The organism is Pseudidiomarina terrestris (assembly GCF_030466405.1).
In the GTDB taxonomy this organism is placed as follows: Bacteria; Pseudomonadota; Gammaproteobacteria; order Enterobacterales; family Alteromonadaceae; genus Pseudidiomarina; species Pseudidiomarina terrestris.
In genome coordinates this window covers 19228-37850 of sequence record NZ_JAGGJF010000001.1, presented here as the reverse complement: position 1 = coordinate 37850, position 18623 = coordinate 19228, and the positions used below count along the sequence as shown (strand labels likewise).

General features: G+C 52.1%; 16 protein-coding genes. 7 read left to right on the top strand and 9 right to left on the bottom strand.

Features of this window, described 5'->3' with window-relative positions:
• Nucleotides 1-18 precede the first annotated feature (18 nt).
• Both J6J34_RS00165 and J6J34_RS00160 read right to left on the bottom strand, forming a co-directional pair.
• Entirely contained in the window at nt 19-306 is a 288-nt protein-coding gene (locus J6J34_RS00165) for a metal-sensitive transcriptional regulator (RefSeq protein WP_301719835.1), read from the bottom strand.
• 103 nt (nt 307-409) lie between these two features.
• Entirely contained in the window at nt 410-1156 is a 747-nt protein-coding gene (locus J6J34_RS00160; RefSeq protein ID WP_301719836.1) for a YciK family oxidoreductase, read from the bottom strand.
• 237 nt (nt 1157-1393) lie between these two features.
• On the opposite strand from J6J34_RS00160, the gene J6J34_RS00155 reads away from it, so the two are divergent.
• The 4 genes from J6J34_RS00155 to J6J34_RS00140 all read left to right on the top strand — a co-directional run bounded on the left by J6J34_RS00155 (nt 1394) and on the right by J6J34_RS00140 (nt 6165).
• A complete protein-coding gene (locus tag J6J34_RS00155) occupies nt 1394-3784 on the top strand; it encodes a VolA/Pla-1 family phospholipase (RefSeq protein ID WP_301898275.1) in 2391 nt (796 codons plus the stop codon).
• A gap of 91 nt (nt 3785-3875) precedes the next feature.
• Nucleotides 3876-4865, top strand: a complete 990-nt coding sequence (sohB, locus tag J6J34_RS00150) for a protease SohB (protein ID WP_301898274.1) — start codon at nt 3876-3878, stop codon at nt 4863-4865.
• A gap of 12 nt (nt 4866-4877) precedes the next feature.
• Entirely contained in the window at nt 4878-5462 is a 585-nt protein-coding gene (smrA, locus tag J6J34_RS00145) for a DNA endonuclease SmrA (protein WP_301719839.1), read from the top strand.
• A gap of 1 nt (nt 5463) precedes the next feature.
• Nucleotides 5464-6165, top strand: a complete 702-nt coding sequence (locus J6J34_RS00140; protein WP_301898273.1) for a hypothetical protein — start codon at nt 5464-5466, stop codon at nt 6163-6165.
• Between the two features lie 19 nt (nt 6166-6184).
• On the opposite strand, the gene J6J34_RS00135 is transcribed toward J6J34_RS00140, so the two are convergent.
• Nucleotides 6185-7483, bottom strand: coding sequence for a dicarboxylate/amino acid:cation symporter (locus J6J34_RS00135; protein WP_301898272.1), 1299 nt, complete (start codon nt 7481-7483; stop codon nt 6185-6187).
• Between the two features lie 206 nt (nt 7484-7689).
• Nucleotides 7690-8286 carry a Yip1 family protein gene (locus J6J34_RS00130; RefSeq protein WP_301719844.1) on the bottom strand — a complete coding sequence of 199 codons (597 nt, stop codon included), beginning with the start codon at nt 8284-8286 and terminating at the stop codon, nt 7690-7692.
• A 192-nt stretch (nt 8287-8478) separates the two neighbouring features.
• Here J6J34_RS00130 and miaE point away from each other — a divergent pair, with 192 nt between their 5' ends.
• Nucleotides 8479-9261, top strand: a complete 783-nt coding sequence (miaE, locus tag J6J34_RS00125; RefSeq protein ID WP_301719845.1) for a tRNA isopentenyl-2-thiomethyl-A-37 hydroxylase MiaE — start codon at nt 8479-8481, stop codon at nt 9259-9261.
• Here the strand turns inward: miaE and lpxH are convergent.
• Together lpxH and J6J34_RS00115 are read right to left on the bottom strand one after the other, a co-directional pair.
• Nucleotides 9218-9973, bottom strand: a complete 756-nt coding sequence (lpxH, locus tag J6J34_RS00120; RefSeq protein ID WP_301719846.1) for a UDP-2,3-diacylglucosamine diphosphatase — start codon at nt 9971-9973, stop codon at nt 9218-9220. The genes miaE and lpxH overlap by 44 nt on opposite strands.
• Nucleotides 9974-9981: 8 nt before the next feature.
• Complete coding sequence (locus tag J6J34_RS00115; protein ID WP_301774559.1) at nt 9982-10482, bottom strand: peptidylprolyl isomerase; 501 nt, start codon at nt 10480-10482, stop codon at nt 9982-9984.
• Between the two features lie 134 nt (nt 10483-10616).
• Between J6J34_RS00115 and cysS the strand changes: the two genes are divergently transcribed.
• Nucleotides 10617-11999 carry a cysteine--tRNA ligase gene (gene cysS / locus J6J34_RS00110; RefSeq protein WP_301719848.1) on the top strand — a complete coding sequence of 461 codons (1383 nt, stop codon included), beginning with the start codon at nt 10617-10619 and terminating at the stop codon, nt 11997-11999.
• A gap of 22 nt (nt 12000-12021) precedes the next feature.
• The gene (locus tag J6J34_RS00105; protein WP_301774560.1) at nt 12022-13551 is read left to right on the top strand and encodes a M17 family metallopeptidase; all 1530 of its coding nucleotides are present in this window, start codon (nt 12022-12024) and stop codon (nt 13549-13551) included.
• 36 nt (nt 13552-13587) lie between these two features.
• On the opposite strand, the gene J6J34_RS00100 is transcribed toward J6J34_RS00105, so the two are convergent.
• The 3 genes from J6J34_RS00100 to J6J34_RS00090 all read right to left on the bottom strand — a co-directional run bounded on the left by J6J34_RS00100 (nt 13588) and on the right by J6J34_RS00090 (nt 18591).
• On the bottom strand, nt 13588-13986 hold the full coding sequence (locus J6J34_RS00100; protein ID WP_301720790.1) for an acyl-CoA thioesterase: 399 nt from the start codon (nt 13984-13986) through the stop codon (nt 13588-13590).
• Nucleotides 13987-14029: 43 nt separating this feature from the next.
• Nucleotides 14030-16300, bottom strand: a complete 2271-nt coding sequence (locus J6J34_RS00095; protein WP_301898271.1) for an alpha/beta fold hydrolase — start codon at nt 16298-16300, stop codon at nt 14030-14032.
• A 98-nt stretch (nt 16301-16398) separates the two neighbouring features.
• Nucleotides 16399-18591 (bottom strand): TonB-dependent receptor, encoded by a 2193-nt coding sequence (locus tag J6J34_RS00090; RefSeq protein ID WP_301719852.1) that lies wholly within the window; start codon nt 18589-18591, stop codon nt 16399-16401.
• Between the last annotated feature and the right edge of the window lie 32 nt (nt 18592-18623).

Genomic DNA, 18623 nt, shown 5'->3' with positions numbered 1-18623 from the left:
TCGTTGATGGATGGGGCTTCAGCGTTTTAGCAGTCGTTCAATGGTGGTATCAAGCTCGGTGAGTACCGAGTCATCACCGGCATTTAAGCGTGCTTTGACACAAGTCTGCATATGCTGACTCAGGAGTTTTTTAGCGACGCCATTCAACGCCGATTGCACGGATGCCAGTTGCATTAGAACGTCATCACAGTAGGTATCGTTCTCAATAAGCTTTTGCAGTCCACGGACCTGCCCCTCAATGCGCTTGAGGCGCTGGGCCAGATTAGTTTTTAATGCGTCAGGATGCGGTGTGGCTGTTGTTTTCATTTAGGGTGCCTCGAAAACGGTCAATTGATTAAGGGTTAAAGTATACCCCCGTACCCTATATGTCAACTAGAAAAAGCCCCGACCGAAGCCGAGGCGATGAATGCTATTGAGCGTCTAAAGATTGACCGTTGACGTCGAGACTGGCGTCGCTCATCAAATATAAGTAGGTTGGCATAAGATCTGCTGGTGTTTTTAGCTTCATCGGGTCTTCGCCAGGGTAGGCGCGTGAGCGCATGCTGGTGCGCGTTGCGCCGGGGTTGATAACATTAACGCGGACGTTGCTGCCTTCGTATTCATCCGCCATGACCTGTGCTAAACCTTCTGTAGCAAACTTACTCACTGCGTAAGGCCCCCAGAACGCGCGACCTTTACGACCCACACCGGAGGAGGTGAAGACAATCGAGGCATGAGGTGCTTTTTTCAGTACCGGCATCAGAGCTTGGGTCATCATAAACTGTGCGGTGACATTGACCTGCAAAACATCGTTCCAGCTGCCATGGTCAATATGCTCGAAAGGGGACAGGACACCTAGCAAACTGGCATTTTGTAATAACCCGTCAAGACGACCAAATTGCTCTTCGATAGTCGCGCACAGCCCCTGGTAATGAGTCTTAGTCGCGCCTTTCATATCAAGTGGGACAATCGCCGGCTGCGGGCCCCCTGCGGCCAGTATAGCGTCATAGACAAGCTCCAGCTTGCTGACCGTGCGACCGAGTAAAATAACCGTGGCACCGGCATCGGCGAAGGTCATAGCCGCTTCCTTGCCAATACCATCTCCGGCACCGGTGACTAAGATTACTTTTCCTTCCAGGTTATAATTTGCTACTTTGTCTTTATGTATGTCTGTCATTTCGGCTTACACTTGCTGTGAATGTTGTGTCTCAGTTTACTGTTTTTTGTCTGGATTCTCAGCTACTGGCGAGAAATTCTTGAAAAATACTTTTATCTTAGGCGTCAGCGGTGTATAAAATTTTGTTAAGTGTGCGTCTTGTCCTACCAGTTATAAAAGGCGATGATAGGCGAGATAAACAAAAGCATCTACAGGTGCTCAAAACATAACAACACGAACAAGGATTGGGGAAGCCTCATGAAAAAACTCTTGCTTGTAACGGCCATTGCTAGTGCCTTTACCTTAGCTGGTTGCGGTAGTGGCGAAGAAGCACCACCTTCAGCAACAACAGAATTCCAAGTCAACGCGACTCGCGCAGTATTCGACCCGAGTAATGGTGCAATTCCAGTACCTTCAAATATTTTGTTGAGTGGTAGTGTCGATGGCACCTTGAACATCCCGGTGGCTGACCCATCAGACAACAGCGACCCGCAAGTCGCTCTGAACGGCCTTGATGGCTGGGGCACGCACTCGACGCTGACCTTCAGTTTCTCGTTGCCACTGGACGAAAATGGCAACACCATCGAAGTTGACGCTGCCACCCTGGAAGCAGCAGGTAGCGTACGTTTATTCGAAACCATCATGGGCGGCAGTGCAGTCAGCCCTGATTGTGCAGCAGCAAGCCCGGCGGCAACTTGTGCCGTGGCCGGTGAACTGACGCATGGTGTTGACTTCATCGTGCGCGCTACCGGCCCGGCTGGCGTCGCGGTTATCCCATTGCGTCCGTTAAAGGCTAAAACCGGCTACGTGGCAGTGCTCACCACCAATATTCAGGACACTATGGGACGTGATGTAAAACCATCGCAAACCTATGGTCTGATGAAACGTGATGCTGATAGCAACCCAGTTTCCGGGGACGCCTCGGCAGTAGGCTTGCAACGTCTGATCAACAGCCATGAAGATGCGCTGGTTGCAGCAGGTGTTGACCGTAGTGAAATTATTTTGACTTCAAGTTTCACCACCCAGTCGATTACAGATGTCTTCGGTGCAATTAAAGGGTTGATGGCACAGCAGTTCTCACAAGGCGGCGGGCCAGCATTGATGGCACAGCCGACCGGCATGACTGTGGCTGACGTACTGGTGGCTTCAGGTCGTTTAGCAGAGAATCCGCAAGACCCTGCATACCTGGCAGCAGCGTCCGCGCAGTTGTATCAAGGGCAGGTCACCTTGCCTTATTACTCAGCTGTGCCGACGGCAGAAAATCCGCAAGCGCCGTTAAACGGTCGCTGGCGCGCAATGTGTGATAGTCCGGCGTCGATTTTAGGTGCGGTACAAGCGGGTGCGTTACCCGCCGGGGCGATTGATCCTCTTGCATTTGAAGATCCAACGCGTCTGTTACCACCCTACAATTGTTACGATTTCCCAGGCATCGATGAAGAACGTCATCTGACCAAGTTCAACCCGGTACCAGCAACAACTGCTGCCGTTGATGTTCCTGCGATTGTTACTGTTCCTGATGTTGATACTGCGAATATGGTACGTGCTGCACAGGGTCTTGCGCCAATCTCTGAGCCGGCAAACGGCTGGCCAGTGGTGATTTTCCAGCATGGTATTACCGGTGAGAAAACAAATGCCTTTGGTATCGCCGGAACGTTGTCGGTGATGGGCTTTGCTTCTGTGGCGATTGACCACCCGTTACACGGTGATCGTGGCTACGGTCCAATCAACGCGACCACAGGTAGTGCGACTGCGTACATGAACCTTGGCAGTCTGTTGACGGCCCGGGACAACCTGCGTCAGTCAATTTCCGACTTGTTGGGCCTGCGTTTAAGTCTTAACGCTGCGATGGGCGCTCCACTGAATGGTCAGGACGTGTTCTTCATTGGTCACTCATTGGGTGCGATTGCAGGTACAGGCTTCACAGCTATGGCGAATGAGCCTATGTCAGGCTCTCTGGCGCCAGCTTCAGGCTTATTTAAAGTCAACGCGACCTCCTTAATGGCGCCGGGTGCCAGCATTGCGAACTTCTTGTTAGCGTCGCCGTCATTTGGTCCTGTTGTGAAGAGTCAGTTGCTCTATGCAGCAAATGAAGACTTTGCTGCAGCTGTGAACAGCGCCGCGCAACAAGCAGGTGTTGCACCGACTTCGCCGCAGTTCCAGGGCTTATTAATTCAAGTGTATCAGCAGTTCTGGGCAAGTCTGTCAGCAGCGGAACAAGCTGAAGTTAATAGTGTATTCGAGCAGTTTGCCTTCGCCGCTCAAGCGGTGGTTGATTCTGCAGACCCTATTAATTATGCAGCTCAGGTCGTCGCGAACGACAGCCCGATTCACCTGATGGAAGTCGTCGGTAATGGTGCTGATGTATTGCCTGACCAGGTCATCCCTAACGCTGTTCAGGGTAAACCTCTGGCAGGTACTGAGCCGCTGATTAGTGCATTACAGTTACCTGCGATCACGCAAACCACAGCAAGTACGGACGGGTCAACGGTGTCCGGTGCGGTGCGCTTCATTGCTGGTGACCATGGTTCAATTGTGGATCCATCCGCTTCAGCTGCAGCCACCATGGAAATGCAGCTGCAGGCAGCAGGCTGGTTTAGCACCGATGCAACCGCAATTCCGGTGACCAACACTGCAGTGATCAAGCAATAACCTGTATAATTAGTCTCATGAGTTGCAAAAGGGCCGCTTGTCGGCCCTTTTTTATACGGCAAACCAAAGTGAGTTCCCAGACGAGGATATTATGGAGTTTATACTAGAAATAGCGGACTTCGTGGTGAAAGCTGCCATTATTCTGATGGTGGTGATGTTGATCGTTGCCATCATAAGTAATGCGGCCCAGCGGCAGCGACGACAAGACGGAGAGTTACAGGTCAGGAATCTGTCGCGAGATCTGCGTGACAGCGCTCAGACCATCAGCTTGGAAACCTTAGGCAAGAAACAGCGTAAGCAGGCGCAAAAGCAAGCACGCAAAGCAGAGAAAAACGAACAAGCTGCCGAGCAACGCGTGTTCGTGATTGACTTCAAGGGAAGCCTAGACGCGCATGAGGTCGACAATCTGCAGCGCGAGGTTAACGCCGTGATAGGTGCAGCTAAAGCTGGTGATACGGTTTTTGTCCGTTTAGAGAGCCCTGGCGGCGTCGTCCACGGCTACGGTCTTGGTGCAGCGCAACTGCAACGCCTGCGTGATGCTGAACTTGAGCTTGTTATTGGTGTCGATAAAGTAGCAGCCAGTGGTGGTTACATGATGGCGGCGGTGGCGGATAAAGTTATTGCTGCACCTTTTGCTATCATTGGTTCTATCGGTGTGGTTGCACAATTACCAAACTTTCATCGCTGGCTGAAAAAACACGATGTTGATTTTGAAACCGTGACCGCTGGCGATTATAAACGCACCTTAACGGTATTTGGTGAGAACACGGATGCTGGGCGACGTAAGTTTAAAGAAGATTTGGAGCAAATCCACGCTCAGTTTAAGAACCATATCGTTCAGTACCGGCCCAAAGTTGACCTTGATCAGGTCGCAACGGGGGAGTACTGGACCGCAGAAAAAGCCTTAGAAATGGATCTGGTTGATGAAATTTGTACCACCGACAGCTGGTTGCTGGCACGCTGCAAGGACCATGGTATTTACCACATCCGCTATTACGAGAAACGCCCGCTTGGTGAACGGATCGGAAAGAACGTTACTGCCGTACTAACCAGTATTCGGGAGTTTTTAACAAAGTCGTAAACTGGAGTAGTTATGAGTGACGATTTTGATGAGTTTTTACAAGAAATGGCCGGCGTAAAACCCCTGGCCAGTGATGTCATTGAACCTCAGAAAGCCAAGCCAACGGCGGCGCAGGCTGCCCGCAGGAAAGCGGCTGAGAAGAACCTGGAAGATGATATCAATTACTTGTCGATGGAGTTCGTCGACTTCGTTGAGCCTGAGGCGATGGTGGAGTTCCGTCGTGATGGCGTGCAACACGGCGTATTTAAGCGTTTAAAGCAAGGGCAGTACACGATCGAGGCGACCCTGGACCTGCACCACCATTCTTTGCGCCGTGCTCGTGAAGCGCTGTTTGAGTTCATTCAGCTTTGTCACCGGCGCGGAGTGCGGTCGGCGATTGTGGTCCATGGTATGGGGCGTCATTCCAAACCTCATCCGGCGTTACTTAAAAGTTACGTGGCAAAATGGCTGCAGCAGCTTGAACCCGTAATGGCCTACCATAGTGCGCAACGGCACCATGGCGGAGCCGGCTCGGTGTATGTGATGTTGCGTAAAAATGCGGAACAAAAGCACGAAAACCGCGAACTCCATCAAAAGCGTCAGAAACAAGGACTCTAACATGAACAAATTTGTTTGGCTCGGAGGGGTTCTGGCCCTCGCTATGTCGGGCTGCGCTGAAGCCGTACCCGAGCAAACCTTGTCTGAACGCGTTGCGCAGCAACTTACGGAACGTGTCGATAAAAATTACGATGCAGACTTTAGTTACAGCGCTTTTGAATTGAACACCCTGACCGCCGAGTTACTGGCCACCGATGTTGGTGTGAAAACGCGGGTGCCGCAACTCGACGCTGGCCTGAACCAGTTGCTATGGGCGGAGCAAGTCCGGTTAAACGGCGACTGGCTGACTCAGCAACAGCAACACTTGCGCCTGGAACGCGCACAAATCAGCAACGCGCAACTGACGATTGCCTATTACGGTGAGGGGCAGTCAAATCTTCACGACCTTATCGACAAGGTACAGGCTCAGTTACCGGTGCAACGTGCCAGTGAGGAAGTTTTCTGGAGTGTCGATGCCGTGACTCTGGAAGATGTCGTAGTGAATCTGTTTGATCAGGGTAAGCCCGTGCTAAGCGTTAAACTTAAACGCTTGGAGCTACCCCCGGTGCATAGCCAGCAAACCAGCCAGGAATGGGTAGACAGCGTTTTAGGGCCATTACTCGAGCAGCTCATGCAGCAAGCCATACGCGGCAATACTGAAACTATGACCGTCGATACCCGAGAATTAATGCGTTTTGTCTGGCGGGAAATGGGGGCGTTTTAACACGCCCCCTGGGTTCGATTTACAGCTGATCTGCAACGTCGCGTTCTTTCAGGTCGGCTTCACTGTCATTAAATATTTTCTCATCCAGCTCACCCTCGCTTTTCGCAACCACTAGGCTCACCATCGCATCACCGGTGACATTCACTGAGGTACGCGTCATATCAAGTAAGCGATCGACACCAATAATGAGGGCAATACCTTCCACCGGTAAGCCAACTTGTCCAAGGACCATGGCCAGCATAATCAGGCCAACGCCAGGTACGCCTGCGGTGCCGATACTGGCAAGTGTTGCGGTCAGTACTACCATTGCGTAATCGGCAATACTGAGGTCGACAAGGTAGACTTGCGCAATAAAAACAGTGGCGACACCCTGCATAATTGCAGTGCCGTCCATGTTGATGGTCGCACCCAGTGGCACCGTGAAAGAACCGATACTGTTATTGACACCAAGCCGTTTAGTCACGGTTTCCAGGGTGACTGGAATGGTTGCGTTACTGCTTGAGGTACTGAAGCCGAAAATCTGCACTTCGCGCATTTTTTTCAGGAAGGTCCAAGGGCTTAAACCTGTCAGTCCTTTGAGGATCAGCGAGTAGGTGACGACCCCGTGTAAAATCAGCACGAAGAACACCAGCAAGAAATACTTGCCGAGACTGAAGATGGTCTCAAACTGAGTCTCGCTAAAGAGTTTCGCCATCAGCGCAAAGACACCATAAGGGGCCAGATTCATCAGAATAATGACAAGTTTCATGATGACTTCGTTGAAGTCCTCAAAGAAGCCACGTAAGCGGTCACCAGGTTTTCCGACCAATGCCATCGCAATACCAAACAGCAGCGCAAAAACGATGATTTGCAGCATATTACCGCTGGCCATAGCCGAGAACGGATTCTTCGGGAACAGGTCGATAATCACCTGAGCCAGAGAAGGCGCCTGACTTGGCTCAAAGGTGGCATCGGATTGTAATTCAACGCCCGCACCTGGTTGAATGAGGACGGCAGCGAAAATTGCGAATGAAATCGCAATGGCGGTAGTGACCATGTACAGACTTACCGCTTTACCGCCGAGTCGACCGAGTTTACTTGGGTCGCTGATGGAGCAGGTACCGACCACGAGTGATACAAACACTAATGGCACTACCAGCATTTGCAGTGAACTGATAAATATTTGCCCAACGACGTGGAACAAACCTTTGGTCAAGTAGCCTTCGACGAAAAGACTGTCTGGAAAAAAGAGTTTCAAGAAGAAGCCGACGGCGACGCCCGAAAACATACCGATGACGATACGCGTTGTTAAGCTGAGCTTTTTGTTATTATCCCGCATACATTTACCTGTCGTTGAATGGTTTAATCTGGCACAGACTATCAGAAAATTGGCAATGATTTTACTATTGTACGCACAAGCCCCCGCAAAACCCTACAAACTTGCGATAAGAGGGCCAGGTTAGCCGACATTTTGATTTGCAGGGCGCATAAAAAAAGCTGACAGAGGCCAGCTTTTTAAAAAAGAATAAGCAGAGCTTATTTTTATTACATGAACTGTGGCATGAAGCCATTGGTCCAGACCATTGCCGAGGTCACCATCAGGACGACAAGCATAATAAGGCCCGCGGTAACCACTGAGCTGGCATAAATAAAGCCGCGCTCTTCGGGAATATGCATAAGGATAGGGACGCCTGAGTAAAGCAAATACACGGAGTAAGCGACGCCGGCTAAGAAAGCCATAGTAACAAACCACAACTCAGGATAAAGTGCGGCAACTCCCGACATGATGGCAGGCGTTGCTGTATAAGCGGCGAGCTCCATCGATTGGGTGAAGGTTGGCGCAGCACCGAAAGTTTTAGCCATCCAGTGAATTAAATATGCCAGTGCAAATGCAGCCACAATGATGCCCACGTACATAGCAACTGCCATGGTAATCGCACTACTTTGTGTCAGGTAAGTCTCTTCACGGGCGCCAATACTCCAGCCAAGTACTGCAGATGCGTAGTAGGCCGCAGCACAGGGTATTAATGCAACAATAAGGATATGACTTAAGGCAAAGGTCATACTCTCATGACGTGCGTCAATACTTTTCCACTCTTCGCGAGGGTGTGCGTACAGTCCCCAAATGTGATTCAAAATCATGGTGAACCTCTACTTCTCGTTGTTTTGTAAAATTTATTATTATTTTTTTACGCCGATTTTTGGGTCGACTTACTATCTATATTGGTCGGATTTTCAGCAGAGTCAAGGCTTTTTCAGTGACAATTCCGGCAATTTCTTAGTACACTAGCGCGCCAGTCTTTTGATGATTAACTTTGTGATTTGGTCTTCCCTATGAACTCAGCAGCTATCGAACAGCTCTTATCGCCCGTACGTGATTTTTTAAGGTGTGAAACTCCTGCCGAGTGGCTGGCGGAAGCCGAAAAGCCAGAGAACTTATCCATCCTGTTATGCGATCATATGGTGTGCGAGTTAAAAGCTGCGCAAAGTGCGATGCTGCTCATTCGCCGCTACGCGGTAGACCAGGAAAGTGGTGATGCGTTGTTACAGTGGCTGCAACCTTATGAAGATTTTACCTACCGGATGCGCGGCGACTGGCGCGAGTTGAAGCATCAAAAAGGCCTGAAAAAAGCCATGACTGCGCGTGCGGACAGCCCTTATAGCCAAGCGTTGATTGATAAAATGGTACTGCTTATTAAAGAGGAGCTGCACCATTTCTATCAGGTGCTGGAGATCGCCGAAAGTCATGGTATTCAGTACCAAAACGTCAGCTCGAGCCGTTATGCGCGGGAGCTGCTGCGGCATGTGCGAACCCATGAGCCCGCTACGCTGGTCGATAAGTTAATTTGTGGTGCTTATATCGAGGCGCGTTCCTGCGAACGCTTCGCCAGACTTGCACCACGGCTGCCTGGGCCTATAGGCGAGTTTTACGTGTCATTGCTGCGTTCAGAAGCACGGCACTATCAGGATTACCTGACCCTGGCAGAGCAGATTGCGACAGCAGATATTGCCAGCAGAGTGGCGTTTTTTGGCGAGCAGGAAGCGCAGCTGATTCAGTCAGCTGATGAAGACTTTAAATTTCACAGTGGTCGGCCTCAGGCAAAGGCTGTTGTATAAGTTGGTAACCCTGAGCCGTAACTTTGAGCATACTGCCCTGAGTGTACCAGTCGCCAAGGACAATGCGGGTTGCCTGGCGGCCATCGGGTAGGTCATGCTGGTGCACCGCAGGGCGGTGGGTATGACCATGAATCATTTGCTCTACATCAAACTTCATAAAATCATGAATCACCGCATCCGGGTTGGCATCCATGATGGCAAGTTCGGCTTCACTCAAGGGCCCCTGCGTTTTACTCGACGCACGTAATTTATTGGCAATCCGCATACGCAATGACAGTGGCAGGCGCAACAGTGAGCGCGTCAGCCAGGGTTTACGTATCCAGCGGCGAAAGCGCTGATAGCTGTGGTCGTCGGTGCAGAGTAGGTCGCCATGCAGAAGCAGCGTCGGCGTGCCGTATAAATCGATGACGGTGGGGTCATCAAGCAATTCAATTCCGGTGGCGTTGGCAAAACGTCTGCCAATAAGAAAATCGCGGTTACCGGCAATGAAATAAGTGGGGATGCCGTGGTCAGTAAAACGGCGCAATTCCTGTTGGACCTGCGCCGCAAAACTACTGGTGTCATCATCGCCGATCCAGGCATCGAAAAGATCGCCCAGGATAAACAGCTGATCCGCGGCCCGCGCTGAATCGCGCAAAAAATCAAAAAACAAATGCGCGATATCTGGCCGGGCCGGGCTCAGATGCAAATCAGAGATGAACCAGGTTGCCATGCGTGGTGTTACTCACCGTCAACCGTGGCTTTCTCGATGACGACGTCGTCTTTTGGCACGTCTTGATGGAAACCGGCCTGAGTGGTGTAGACCTGACCAATTTCTTCGACTACGTCCATACCGTCGACAACTTCACCGAAAACGCAGTAGCCCCAGCCACCCATGCTTTCATTTTTAAAGTTCAGGAACTCGTTGTCTGCCAGGTTAATAAAGAACTGGCTGGTCGCCGAATGTGGATCTTGAGTACGGGCCATGGCAACGGTGCCTTTTTTATTTTTCAGACCGTTGTCAGCTTCGTTATCGATCGCTTCATGAGGGGTTTTTTGCACCATTTCTTTATTGAAGCCGCCACCCTGAATCATGAAACCTTTGATGACGCGGTGAAACAGTGTTTCACTGTAAAAGCCTTCGCGTACATAGCGTAAAAAGTTCTCAACGGTTTTCGGGGCTTGTTCCGGGTACAATTCCAACGTAATCGCACCATGATTCGTGTGCAATGTAACTTGCATGAGGTCACTCCATTTTCAGACTGATAGATTAGATATGAAATAAATCTGGCAACAGTTTAGCACTGTTTGTGAGAAGGCTACACCATGCGTTATCATAACCAGCTTAAGAACCTTAGTTTGGAGTCGTAAATTGCATGTTGACCATTTTTGATACCCTGCGCCGTAGTAAAGAAGCTTTTCAACCGATCACCCCTGGCGAGGTGAAGCTCTATGTCTGTGGGGTGACGATTTACGACTACTGTCATATCGGTCATGCGCGCACCTATGTCGCTTTTGACGTTGTCGTGCGTTACCTGCGAGCTAAAGGTTACAAGGTGACTTATGTTCGCAATATCACCGATGTCGACGATAAAATCATTCGTCGCGCGAACGAAAATAACGAAGCCATCGCTGCCGTGACTGAGCGCTTCACCCAAGCGATGCACGATGATTTTGATGCGCTGAACCTGTTACGCCCGGACATTGAACCTACGGTCACTGGCCATATGGGCGATATTATCACCATGATCGAAACCTTGATCGCACGCGGCCATGCCTACGTCGCTGACGATGGCGACGTGTTGTTTGATGTCAGCAGTTTTGACAAGTATGGCCGCTTGAGCAAGCAAAATCTTGAGCAGTTGCAGGCCGGTTCACGGGTTGATGTGGCACAGAATAAGACCGACCCGCTGGACTTTGTCCTGTGGAAGCGGGCCAAAGCGGGCGAACCCAGCTGGTCGTCGCCGTGGGGGGAAGGGCGTCCGGGGTGGCACATTGAATGCTCGGCAATGAATAAGCGCCATCTCGGTGAACATTTTGATATTCACGGTGGCGGTTCTGACCTGATCTTCCCCCATCATGAAAATGAGGTGGCGCAAAGCTGCTGTGCCAACAATACTGACTATGTGAACTTCTGGATGCACAGCGGTATGGTCCAGGTCGATGCCGTGAAGATGTCAAAGTCGCTGGGTAACTTTTTTACCATTCGTGACGTGCTGGCGGAATACGATGCAGAAACCGTCCGCTATTTCCTGGTGTCGAGTCATTATCGTTCGCAGCTGAACTATTCGACCGATAATCTGGATCAGGCACGGGCGGGTCTGGAACGGCTGTATACGGCACTGCGGGATGCTCCTGAAACTGCTTTCGATGCCGGGCTGGCATCCACTTATACGGAGCGTTTTGAGCAGGCGATGGATGATGATTTCAACGTGCCGGAAGCGCTGCCGGTACTGTTTGATCTGGCCCGGGAAGTCAACCGCGCGGAAACGCCTGAGCAGGCGGCACAATTTGCTGCAATACTGAAACATCTGGGTGGCATACTCGGTTTGTTGCAACAGCAGCCAGAACAGTTCTTACAAAGTGGCGCAACGGGCTCGGAGCCAGACAGTGCCGCGATTGAAACGCTGATCGAACGCCGCAACAGCGCGCGGGCGAACAAAGATTGGGCAGCGGCAGATGCTGCGCGCGATGAGTTGCTAGCACTAGGAATTGAACTTGAAGATACCCCGCAGGGCACACGCTGGCGGCGTATCTAAATTAACAACAACGAGGATAGCTATGGCATTTCCAACAGTTGAAGTAGTTGAAAGTTACAGCACTGCGCATGCCGAATACGACGCAGTGATCTTAGTGGGGGATTTCGCGCAGGCAGTACCGGCGGAATTTGCTGATTTTGTTGAACGTGCAAAAGACTATGACCAACGGGTTGGCAAGCAGCCGTTACTCGTTGCTGCTGACGTTTTTGGTGGCCGTTTGATCACGGCGCCAACGGGTCCGCTGACGCGTGATTTTGACGATGTCCGGGCGTTCTCTGATGCCGCCGGTGCCGGCGCTCGTATTGCTCAGCAAGCTGGCGTTACTAAGCCGCTGCTGGTGGTGTTTGGGACCCAGGACGATGCTCGCTATGGTCAGGCCGAAGCGGTTGCCTACTGGGGTTTTTGCCAGGCACTCTATGAGCCGTTGGAAGCGCGTGAAGCGCTGGGCGAAGAAAGCATTGAAACCATCACTGGAGTGGGCGTGTTAGGCACGCTGGACAGCGACTGGCTGGCTGCTGTCGAAGCCGGTAAGCGGGTTGCCCGCGACTTATGCGGTACCGAGCCTGAGCGGATGGCACCGCCGCGCTTTGCGGAATACTGCCAGCAGGCATTTGCCCATACGCCGGTAAAAGTCACTGTGATTGATGATATTCAACAGTTGCAGCACGAGTATCCACTGCTGATGGCCGTAGGACGTGCGTCGCTGAATGTTGAACGCCACTGGCCATGTGTGATCCGGCTGGAATACAACGCTCCTGCGGCGGAACAGACGCTGATGTTTGCCGGCAAAGGGATTGTTTATGACACTGGCGGCGCTGACCTCAAGATTGGTGGTCACATGGCCGGCATGAGCCGGGATAAAGGTGGCGCGGCGGGCGTTGCCGGTTTTGTCAAAACCGTTGCTGAAATGCGTCCGGACACTGTCAGCGTTGTCGCTGAGTTAGGTGTGGTGCGCAACAGTATCGGCGCCGAAGCTTTTGTTGCCGACGAAATTATCAAGGCCCATAGTGGTGTGCGGGTGCGCATCGGCAATACCGATGCCGAGGGCCGACTGGTGCTGGCTGATTTGCTGTCGCACCTACGGGTGCAGGCCGGAAACTATCCGCGGCCGCAGTTATTCAGTGTGGCAACCTTAACCGGCCATGCAGCTTTAGCGAAAGGCCCTTACAGTGCTTTAGTGCCCAACGGTCCGGCCCGGGCGCAGGGCTTGCCAGATAAGCTGTGGGAAGCTGGTGAGGTGTATGGCGATCCGACTGAAATCAGTTGGTCACGCCGGGAAGACTTCGCTTTTGTGGCGCCACGCACTAAATCTGATGATCTATTGTCCAGTAACAACGGTCCCTCGGCGACCACTCGTCGTGGGCATCAATTCCCTATGGCATTTCTGACCATTGCGGCCGGCCTTGATCGCCACGGTAATGATAGTGATCATCCGATCCCGTACGTGCATGTTGATATTGCGGGAAGTGGTATTGAGGGGGGCGATTGGCAGCATGGTAAGCCAAGTGGCGCCCCTGTGACTTGTTTTGCCGGCGCCTATCTGCACAAGTAACGCTGGCAGTAAACGCAAGCAACAAAAAACGCCGGATTATTCCGGCGTTTCTATTTTTATCGACTCAAGTTCAGCTTTGGTTTTGCCATGCGGTTGGGGCAGGCGGGTTTCCGGATCGATATGCACAAAGACAATATCATCGGCAACACAAATGTTCTGTTTGGTTTGTTTATTACGTACCACGCAGGTCAGCGCTAACGAACTGCGGCCGACATGTTTCACGCCCAGACCAAATTCAACCACATCGCCCTGATACGCAGATGTTTCAAAGCTGATGGCACCAATATGTTTGGTCACCAGGCTTTTTGCGTCTAACTGGCAAGCAGCAAAAATGTAGGCTTCTTCGTCGATCCATTCGAGAATACGGCCACCGAAAAGCGAGCCGGCAAAATTAAGGTCGTTCGGCATGACGAGTCGCCGAGAGAGAAAGCGCATCATAAAATCACTCCTTGAATCAAATTGATGCGCTTAGTATATCTTATTGTAATTGGCGCGCAAAAAAGTCTGCGATCAGTCGATAGCGATGAATCGAGGTTTCCCGCCCACGCAGGCCATGTTGTTTGCCCGGATAGGCCATGAGTTCAAAAGGCAGCATGGCTTGCTGCAACGCATAGCTCAGCTTTGCGGTGTGCGTGTACAAGACATTGTCATCGGCCATGCCATGGTAAATCAGCAAGGGCTGTTCCAGTTGCTCGGCATAAGTCAGTACGTCAGCGGCCCGATAGCCTTCAGGATTGTCCTGTGGCGTGCCCATGTAACGCTCGGTGTAATGGGTATCGTAAAGTCGCCAGTCGGTCACCGGCGCGCCTGCCACGGCAGCCTGAAAATGCTGCGGGTGACGCAGGATAAGATGCAGAGCCATGTAACCACCGTAGCTGTGGCCGAACACGCCGATACGATCATCATCAACGTACGGAAGTGATTGCAGAAACTCAGCGCCAATGACCTGATCCTGAACTTCCGCCTGAGCCAGGTTGCGATAAATGACCTGCTCAAAAGCTTTGCCACGGTTGCCACTACCACGGTTATCCAGCTTGAAGACGACAAAGCCGCGCTGCGCCAGGTATTGGCTGAAGTAATCTCCCCAGCTATTGGTGACGCGCTGCGCGCGGGGACCGCCGTAGACCATAACAATGACCGGGTAGGTCTGATTATCCACCATATGGGTTGGCTTAGTCAGTTGATAATAAAGGGTTTGATTATCACTACTTCGCAGCTGTCCGAATTCCGGATAGGACCAATTGGCCAGATAGCTGGAAAGCGGGTGCTTCTCATCAATAATATTCTGGTGCAACCAGGCCACCCGCTCTCCGGTCGGGCCGTGCAGGCTCACCTGCGGTGGCTGGGTGCTGCTGGAAAAACTGTCAATGTAGCTACGTTGGTCCCCGGCAAAAGTGACGGTATGCATGCCTTTGCGTTGGCTGAGTTGTACCGGCTGCCCCGGCGACGCTGTGGTCATACTGGCGCGGTAAAGGTGGCGCTCCAGTGGGCTTGATTTGCGCCCGGTAAAATAAATAAAGCCAGTGGTGTCATCGACGGCACTAATGCTGTCGACTTGCCAGTCGCCGCTGGTTAACTGACGAATCAGACTACCATCAGTGCGATAGAGATAAAGGTGTTTAAAGCCGCTGCGCTCCGAGGCCCAGATGAAATGGCGGGAATCGTCAAGAAATACCAAATCATGATGCAGGTTGATCCAGCTGGTACTGGTTTCGGTGAGCACAGCGGTTGCATCTTTCGTGCTGCGCGGTTGCAGGTATAACGTCAGCTGTTGCTGATTTCGCGTTTGCCACTGGTAGCTGACTTGTGAACTATCAGGGAGCCAGTTCACCCGCGCCAGATAACCTTCGCGGTGACGCTCAGGCAGCCCCAGCCAGCGGACATCATCACCGCTGCGATCGTATAACCCCAAATCAACTTCTGCGTTGGCGCTGCCGGTGAAAGGATAACGTTGTTGCACCAGCTCCGTGCGATCAGCGTAAACATCTGTGCGGGCATCAAGGTCGACGCCACTGGTATCAACCCGGGTGAAGGCAATGCTGGCTTCATCAGGGCTCCACCAGTAGCCTGTCATGCGTTTCATTTCCTCTTGCGCAACGAATTCAGCGACACCGTAGCTTAGGGTGGCGCTACCGGAGCCACTGATCTGCCGCAGCTCACTGCCAGCAAGTTCAATACTGTAAAGCGCACCGGCGTGAACAAAACTGACAAAGTTGCCTTGTGGTGAAAAACGCGCATCGGTCGCGTTCATTGTCTCACGGGTAAGTTGTTGTACCTGAAGTTCGGCGGACTGTTCTGCAGCGGCCGCCGCAGGTGTGACCAGATAGAGCTGACCGGCAATTGGAATCAGCAGTTGCTCACCACTTGGTGACCACTGATAGTCAACGATACCGCTCTTGCGGATACGCATACGCTCGCGGCGCGCACGCTCAGCCGCAGACATTTGAGTGGGGTCGGCCACCAGTGCTGAGGAAGCGACCAGCAAACGATGTTCCTGCTGGCGTACATCGTACACCCAAAGGTCATTCACCTGCGGCTGGTCAGGGCTGGCGCGTAAGTAGGCGATATGGGCGCCGTCCGGCGAAAATTTAAGGTTCGCGGGCGCGACCGTGGTGAGGTCGGGTGCTGAAAAGATCCGCTCGATGGAGAGCTGGGCACGGCCGAAATTTTCATTACTGGCGGTACTTTGTGCAGTAACTTCGGTAACCAGTAATAGGCTTAATACAAAACTTAGCGCGAGGGCTCGCATGCCTGCTTTCCTTGTAGTCGTTAAACGTAATACGCTACTAGTGTAACAAAGCAGGCTGCAAGCTCCCTTGCACTGCGACAGATCGCACAACCAATGCGCTAGAATTCGCCGCGGATGCCAATACTGAAACTACGACCCGCCACAGGTGCGTCGTCTTTCAGGAACGACGTGTGCACATAACCAAGTTTGTCTGTCAGATTTTCACCTTTCAGATAAATGCTCAGGTTCGTCGTGGCAAAGGCCTGTGGGAACCAGTTGAACTGGGCATTTAACAAGCCATAACTTGGTGTTGCTGATTCATAGGCTGCAGTACGTGTTTGCTGACTATGCCAAATATAGCCGACCTGGGTTTCCCAGCTGCCCTGATTGTAGGTCAGGTCAGTGCCGATGCGCTGTGCCGGTAACCGCGGCAGGTTCTCCTGGCCGTCGGTCGTGTAGGCACGGGTATAATCACTAAACGCATTCAGGCGCCACTGATCAGTCAACTGCCAGCGGGCACTGATCTCGTAACCAAACAGCAGCACATCGCGCTGCACGTATTGAATGACAGACAAGCCTTCTTCATGATCGTGCTCGCCTTCAGGCTCATGACCAATTTCTTCTTCGTGCTCATGCTCGTCTTCGTGGCCATGGTCATCTTCGATAAAGAGATCAGCGCTATTCAGGCCGGTAAAAGCCTCATAGATATAGTTATCTATGCGGTTGGCAAACAGGTTGATATGTAGGTGACTGCCATCGGATTCAATATGCGCACCTAAGTCCAGACTATTGGACTTTTCCAGCAGCGGCCGTTCTGTGCCGGCTTCAATCGCATAAGCGTGCTCGCCTTCCTGGTGTAATTCGTAGCCCAGGCCCAATTCATAGGTCTGAGTCGCGAGGTGGGCACCATTGGCGAATAGCTCGTTGGCAGACGGCGCGCGCTGTGCGTGACTGAAATTAGCGTTTAAACGTACCTGCGGATGCCACTGATAACTGACACCAAATGAAGCGGAAACGGGTTCAAACTCGTAACTGGTGGTGCCAAACGCTAGTGTTGGCGCATCAATCGCCACGTGCTCGTAGCGAATTCCGGTTTGCCAGTTGAGCCCGTCGGTTTGCGTTTCTGCCAGCCAAAACAGGCCGTGACGGTCTGTTTCACTCGGCGGCGTGTACGCTTCTTCACCAAAGGCCTGCTGGCTCTGGCTAAAGCCATGGTAACCAATGGCGCCATACCAGTCACCGGTCAGGTGGTGGTTGGCGGTAAGCCGTAATTCGTGCTGCTCATTGGTGAAGGTCGTCGATGGCGTTGAACCTTCAATTTCCTGATGCTGATAATCCGTGTAGCCGTAACGAAGTTCAAGTTTTTCGATGCCCTCAACCGGATTCAGAATACCGGCGTGTAGCTGCACCCGGTCCTGCACCAAATCAGCATAAGGCAGCACTTCTTCTTCAGCGCCATGCTCATCACCGTGCTCGTCTGCGTGTTCGTCTTCAGGTTCATCTTCGTGGCCATGATGATGACCCGGGATACCATAAGTCTGTTCAAGCCGTGAGTACGACAGTCCGGCGTAACCGTTATCAAAGATATAGCTGCCGCCTAAGGTGCCACCGGCCGCATCTACAAAGGAGTTTTCAATGACCGACACGCGCTCACCTTCATCATTGGTGAAGGTGGGTACTTCATAGTTATTACTGCTGCGGTTAAAGCCGTCAATGTGCCAGACGGTCTGGCCAATATCAGTGGTTAAGCCGGCGCTGGCGTCGCTCAGGTTATCAACGCTGGCAAGGTTCCCGCCAAAAAAGCCGCGGGTGTCGCCCACGAAATCCTGGGCGATGCGCTCATCGACCACATTCACCACGCCACCAATGGCGCCACTGCCATACAGCAGGGTGGCTGGGCCACGCAAAATTTCAATTTGCTGTGCTACTGAGGTTTCTGTAGTGACTGCATGATCAGGGCTGCCGCGGGACACATCCGCAGTATCTAAGCCGTTTTGTGTAATCTTAACGCGCGGACCATCTAAGCCACGGATGATCGGACTTGAAGCGACCCGGGCAAAGTGTGTACCGGTGATGCCAGGCTCTTTCGCCAGGGTTTCACCCAGTGTGTGTGCTTGCTTTTCACGTAACTCATCGCCACTTATTACTGAAATCGGCTGAGCTGAGTTAAGCTCGGTGCGCGCCAGCGGCGAGGCGCTGATGACGATGACTTCAGTATCTTCGTGTTGATGCTCCTGGGCTTGTTCGTCGGCAGCTGCCGGACTGTTAAACATTTGCGCAAGTAGCAAAGCGAGTGGGCTGTACTTCAACATTAAGTGCTCCTGGGAGGTTGTTTTTACCCTAA

What these genes read in the sequence shown, in the direction of transcription:
- J6J34_RS00165 (WP_301719835.1), bottom strand. Translation starts at nt 306, where the DNA reads ATGAAAACAACAGCCACACCGCATCCTGACGCATTAAAAACTAATCTG.
- J6J34_RS00160 (WP_301719836.1), bottom strand. Translation starts at nt 1,156, where the DNA reads ATGACAGACATACATAAAGACAAAGTAGCAAATTATAACCTGGAAGGA.
- J6J34_RS00155 (WP_301898275.1), top strand. Translation starts at nt 1,394, where the DNA reads ATGAAAAAACTCTTGCTTGTAACGGCCATTGCTAGTGCCTTTACCTTA.
- sohB (WP_301898274.1), top strand. Translation starts at nt 3,876, where the DNA reads ATGGAGTTTATACTAGAAATAGCGGACTTCGTGGTGAAAGCTGCCATT.
- smrA (WP_301719839.1), top strand. Translation starts at nt 4,878, where the DNA reads ATGAGTGACGATTTTGATGAGTTTTTACAAGAAATGGCCGGCGTAAAA.
- J6J34_RS00140 (WP_301898273.1), top strand. Translation starts at nt 5,464, where the DNA reads ATGAACAAATTTGTTTGGCTCGGAGGGGTTCTGGCCCTCGCTATGTCG.
- J6J34_RS00135 (WP_301898272.1), bottom strand. Translation starts at nt 7,483, where the DNA reads ATGCGGGATAATAACAAAAAGCTCAGCTTAACAACGCGTATCGTCATC.
- J6J34_RS00130 (WP_301719844.1), bottom strand. Translation starts at nt 8,286, where the DNA reads ATGATTTTGAATCACATTTGGGGACTGTACGCACACCCTCGCGAAGAG.
- miaE (WP_301719845.1), top strand. Translation starts at nt 8,479, where the DNA reads ATGAACTCAGCAGCTATCGAACAGCTCTTATCGCCCGTACGTGATTTT.
- lpxH (WP_301719846.1), bottom strand. Translation starts at nt 9,973, where the DNA reads ATGGCAACCTGGTTCATCTCTGATTTGCATCTGAGCCCGGCCCGGCCA.
- J6J34_RS00115 (WP_301774559.1), bottom strand. Translation starts at nt 10,482, where the DNA reads ATGCAAGTTACATTGCACACGAATCATGGTGCGATTACGTTGGAATTG.
- cysS (WP_301719848.1), top strand. Translation starts at nt 10,617, where the DNA reads ATGTTGACCATTTTTGATACCCTGCGCCGTAGTAAAGAAGCTTTTCAA.
- J6J34_RS00105 (WP_301774560.1), top strand. Translation starts at nt 12,022, where the DNA reads ATGGCATTTCCAACAGTTGAAGTAGTTGAAAGTTACAGCACTGCGCAT.
- J6J34_RS00100 (WP_301720790.1), bottom strand. Translation starts at nt 13,986, where the DNA reads ATGCGCTTTCTCTCTCGGCGACTCGTCATGCCGAACGACCTTAATTTT.
- J6J34_RS00095 (WP_301898271.1), bottom strand. Translation starts at nt 16,300, where the DNA reads ATGCGAGCCCTCGCGCTAAGTTTTGTATTAAGCCTATTACTGGTTACC.
- J6J34_RS00090 (WP_301719852.1), bottom strand. Translation starts at nt 18,591, where the DNA reads ATGTTGAAGTACAGCCCACTCGCTTTGCTACTTGCGCAAATGTTTAAC.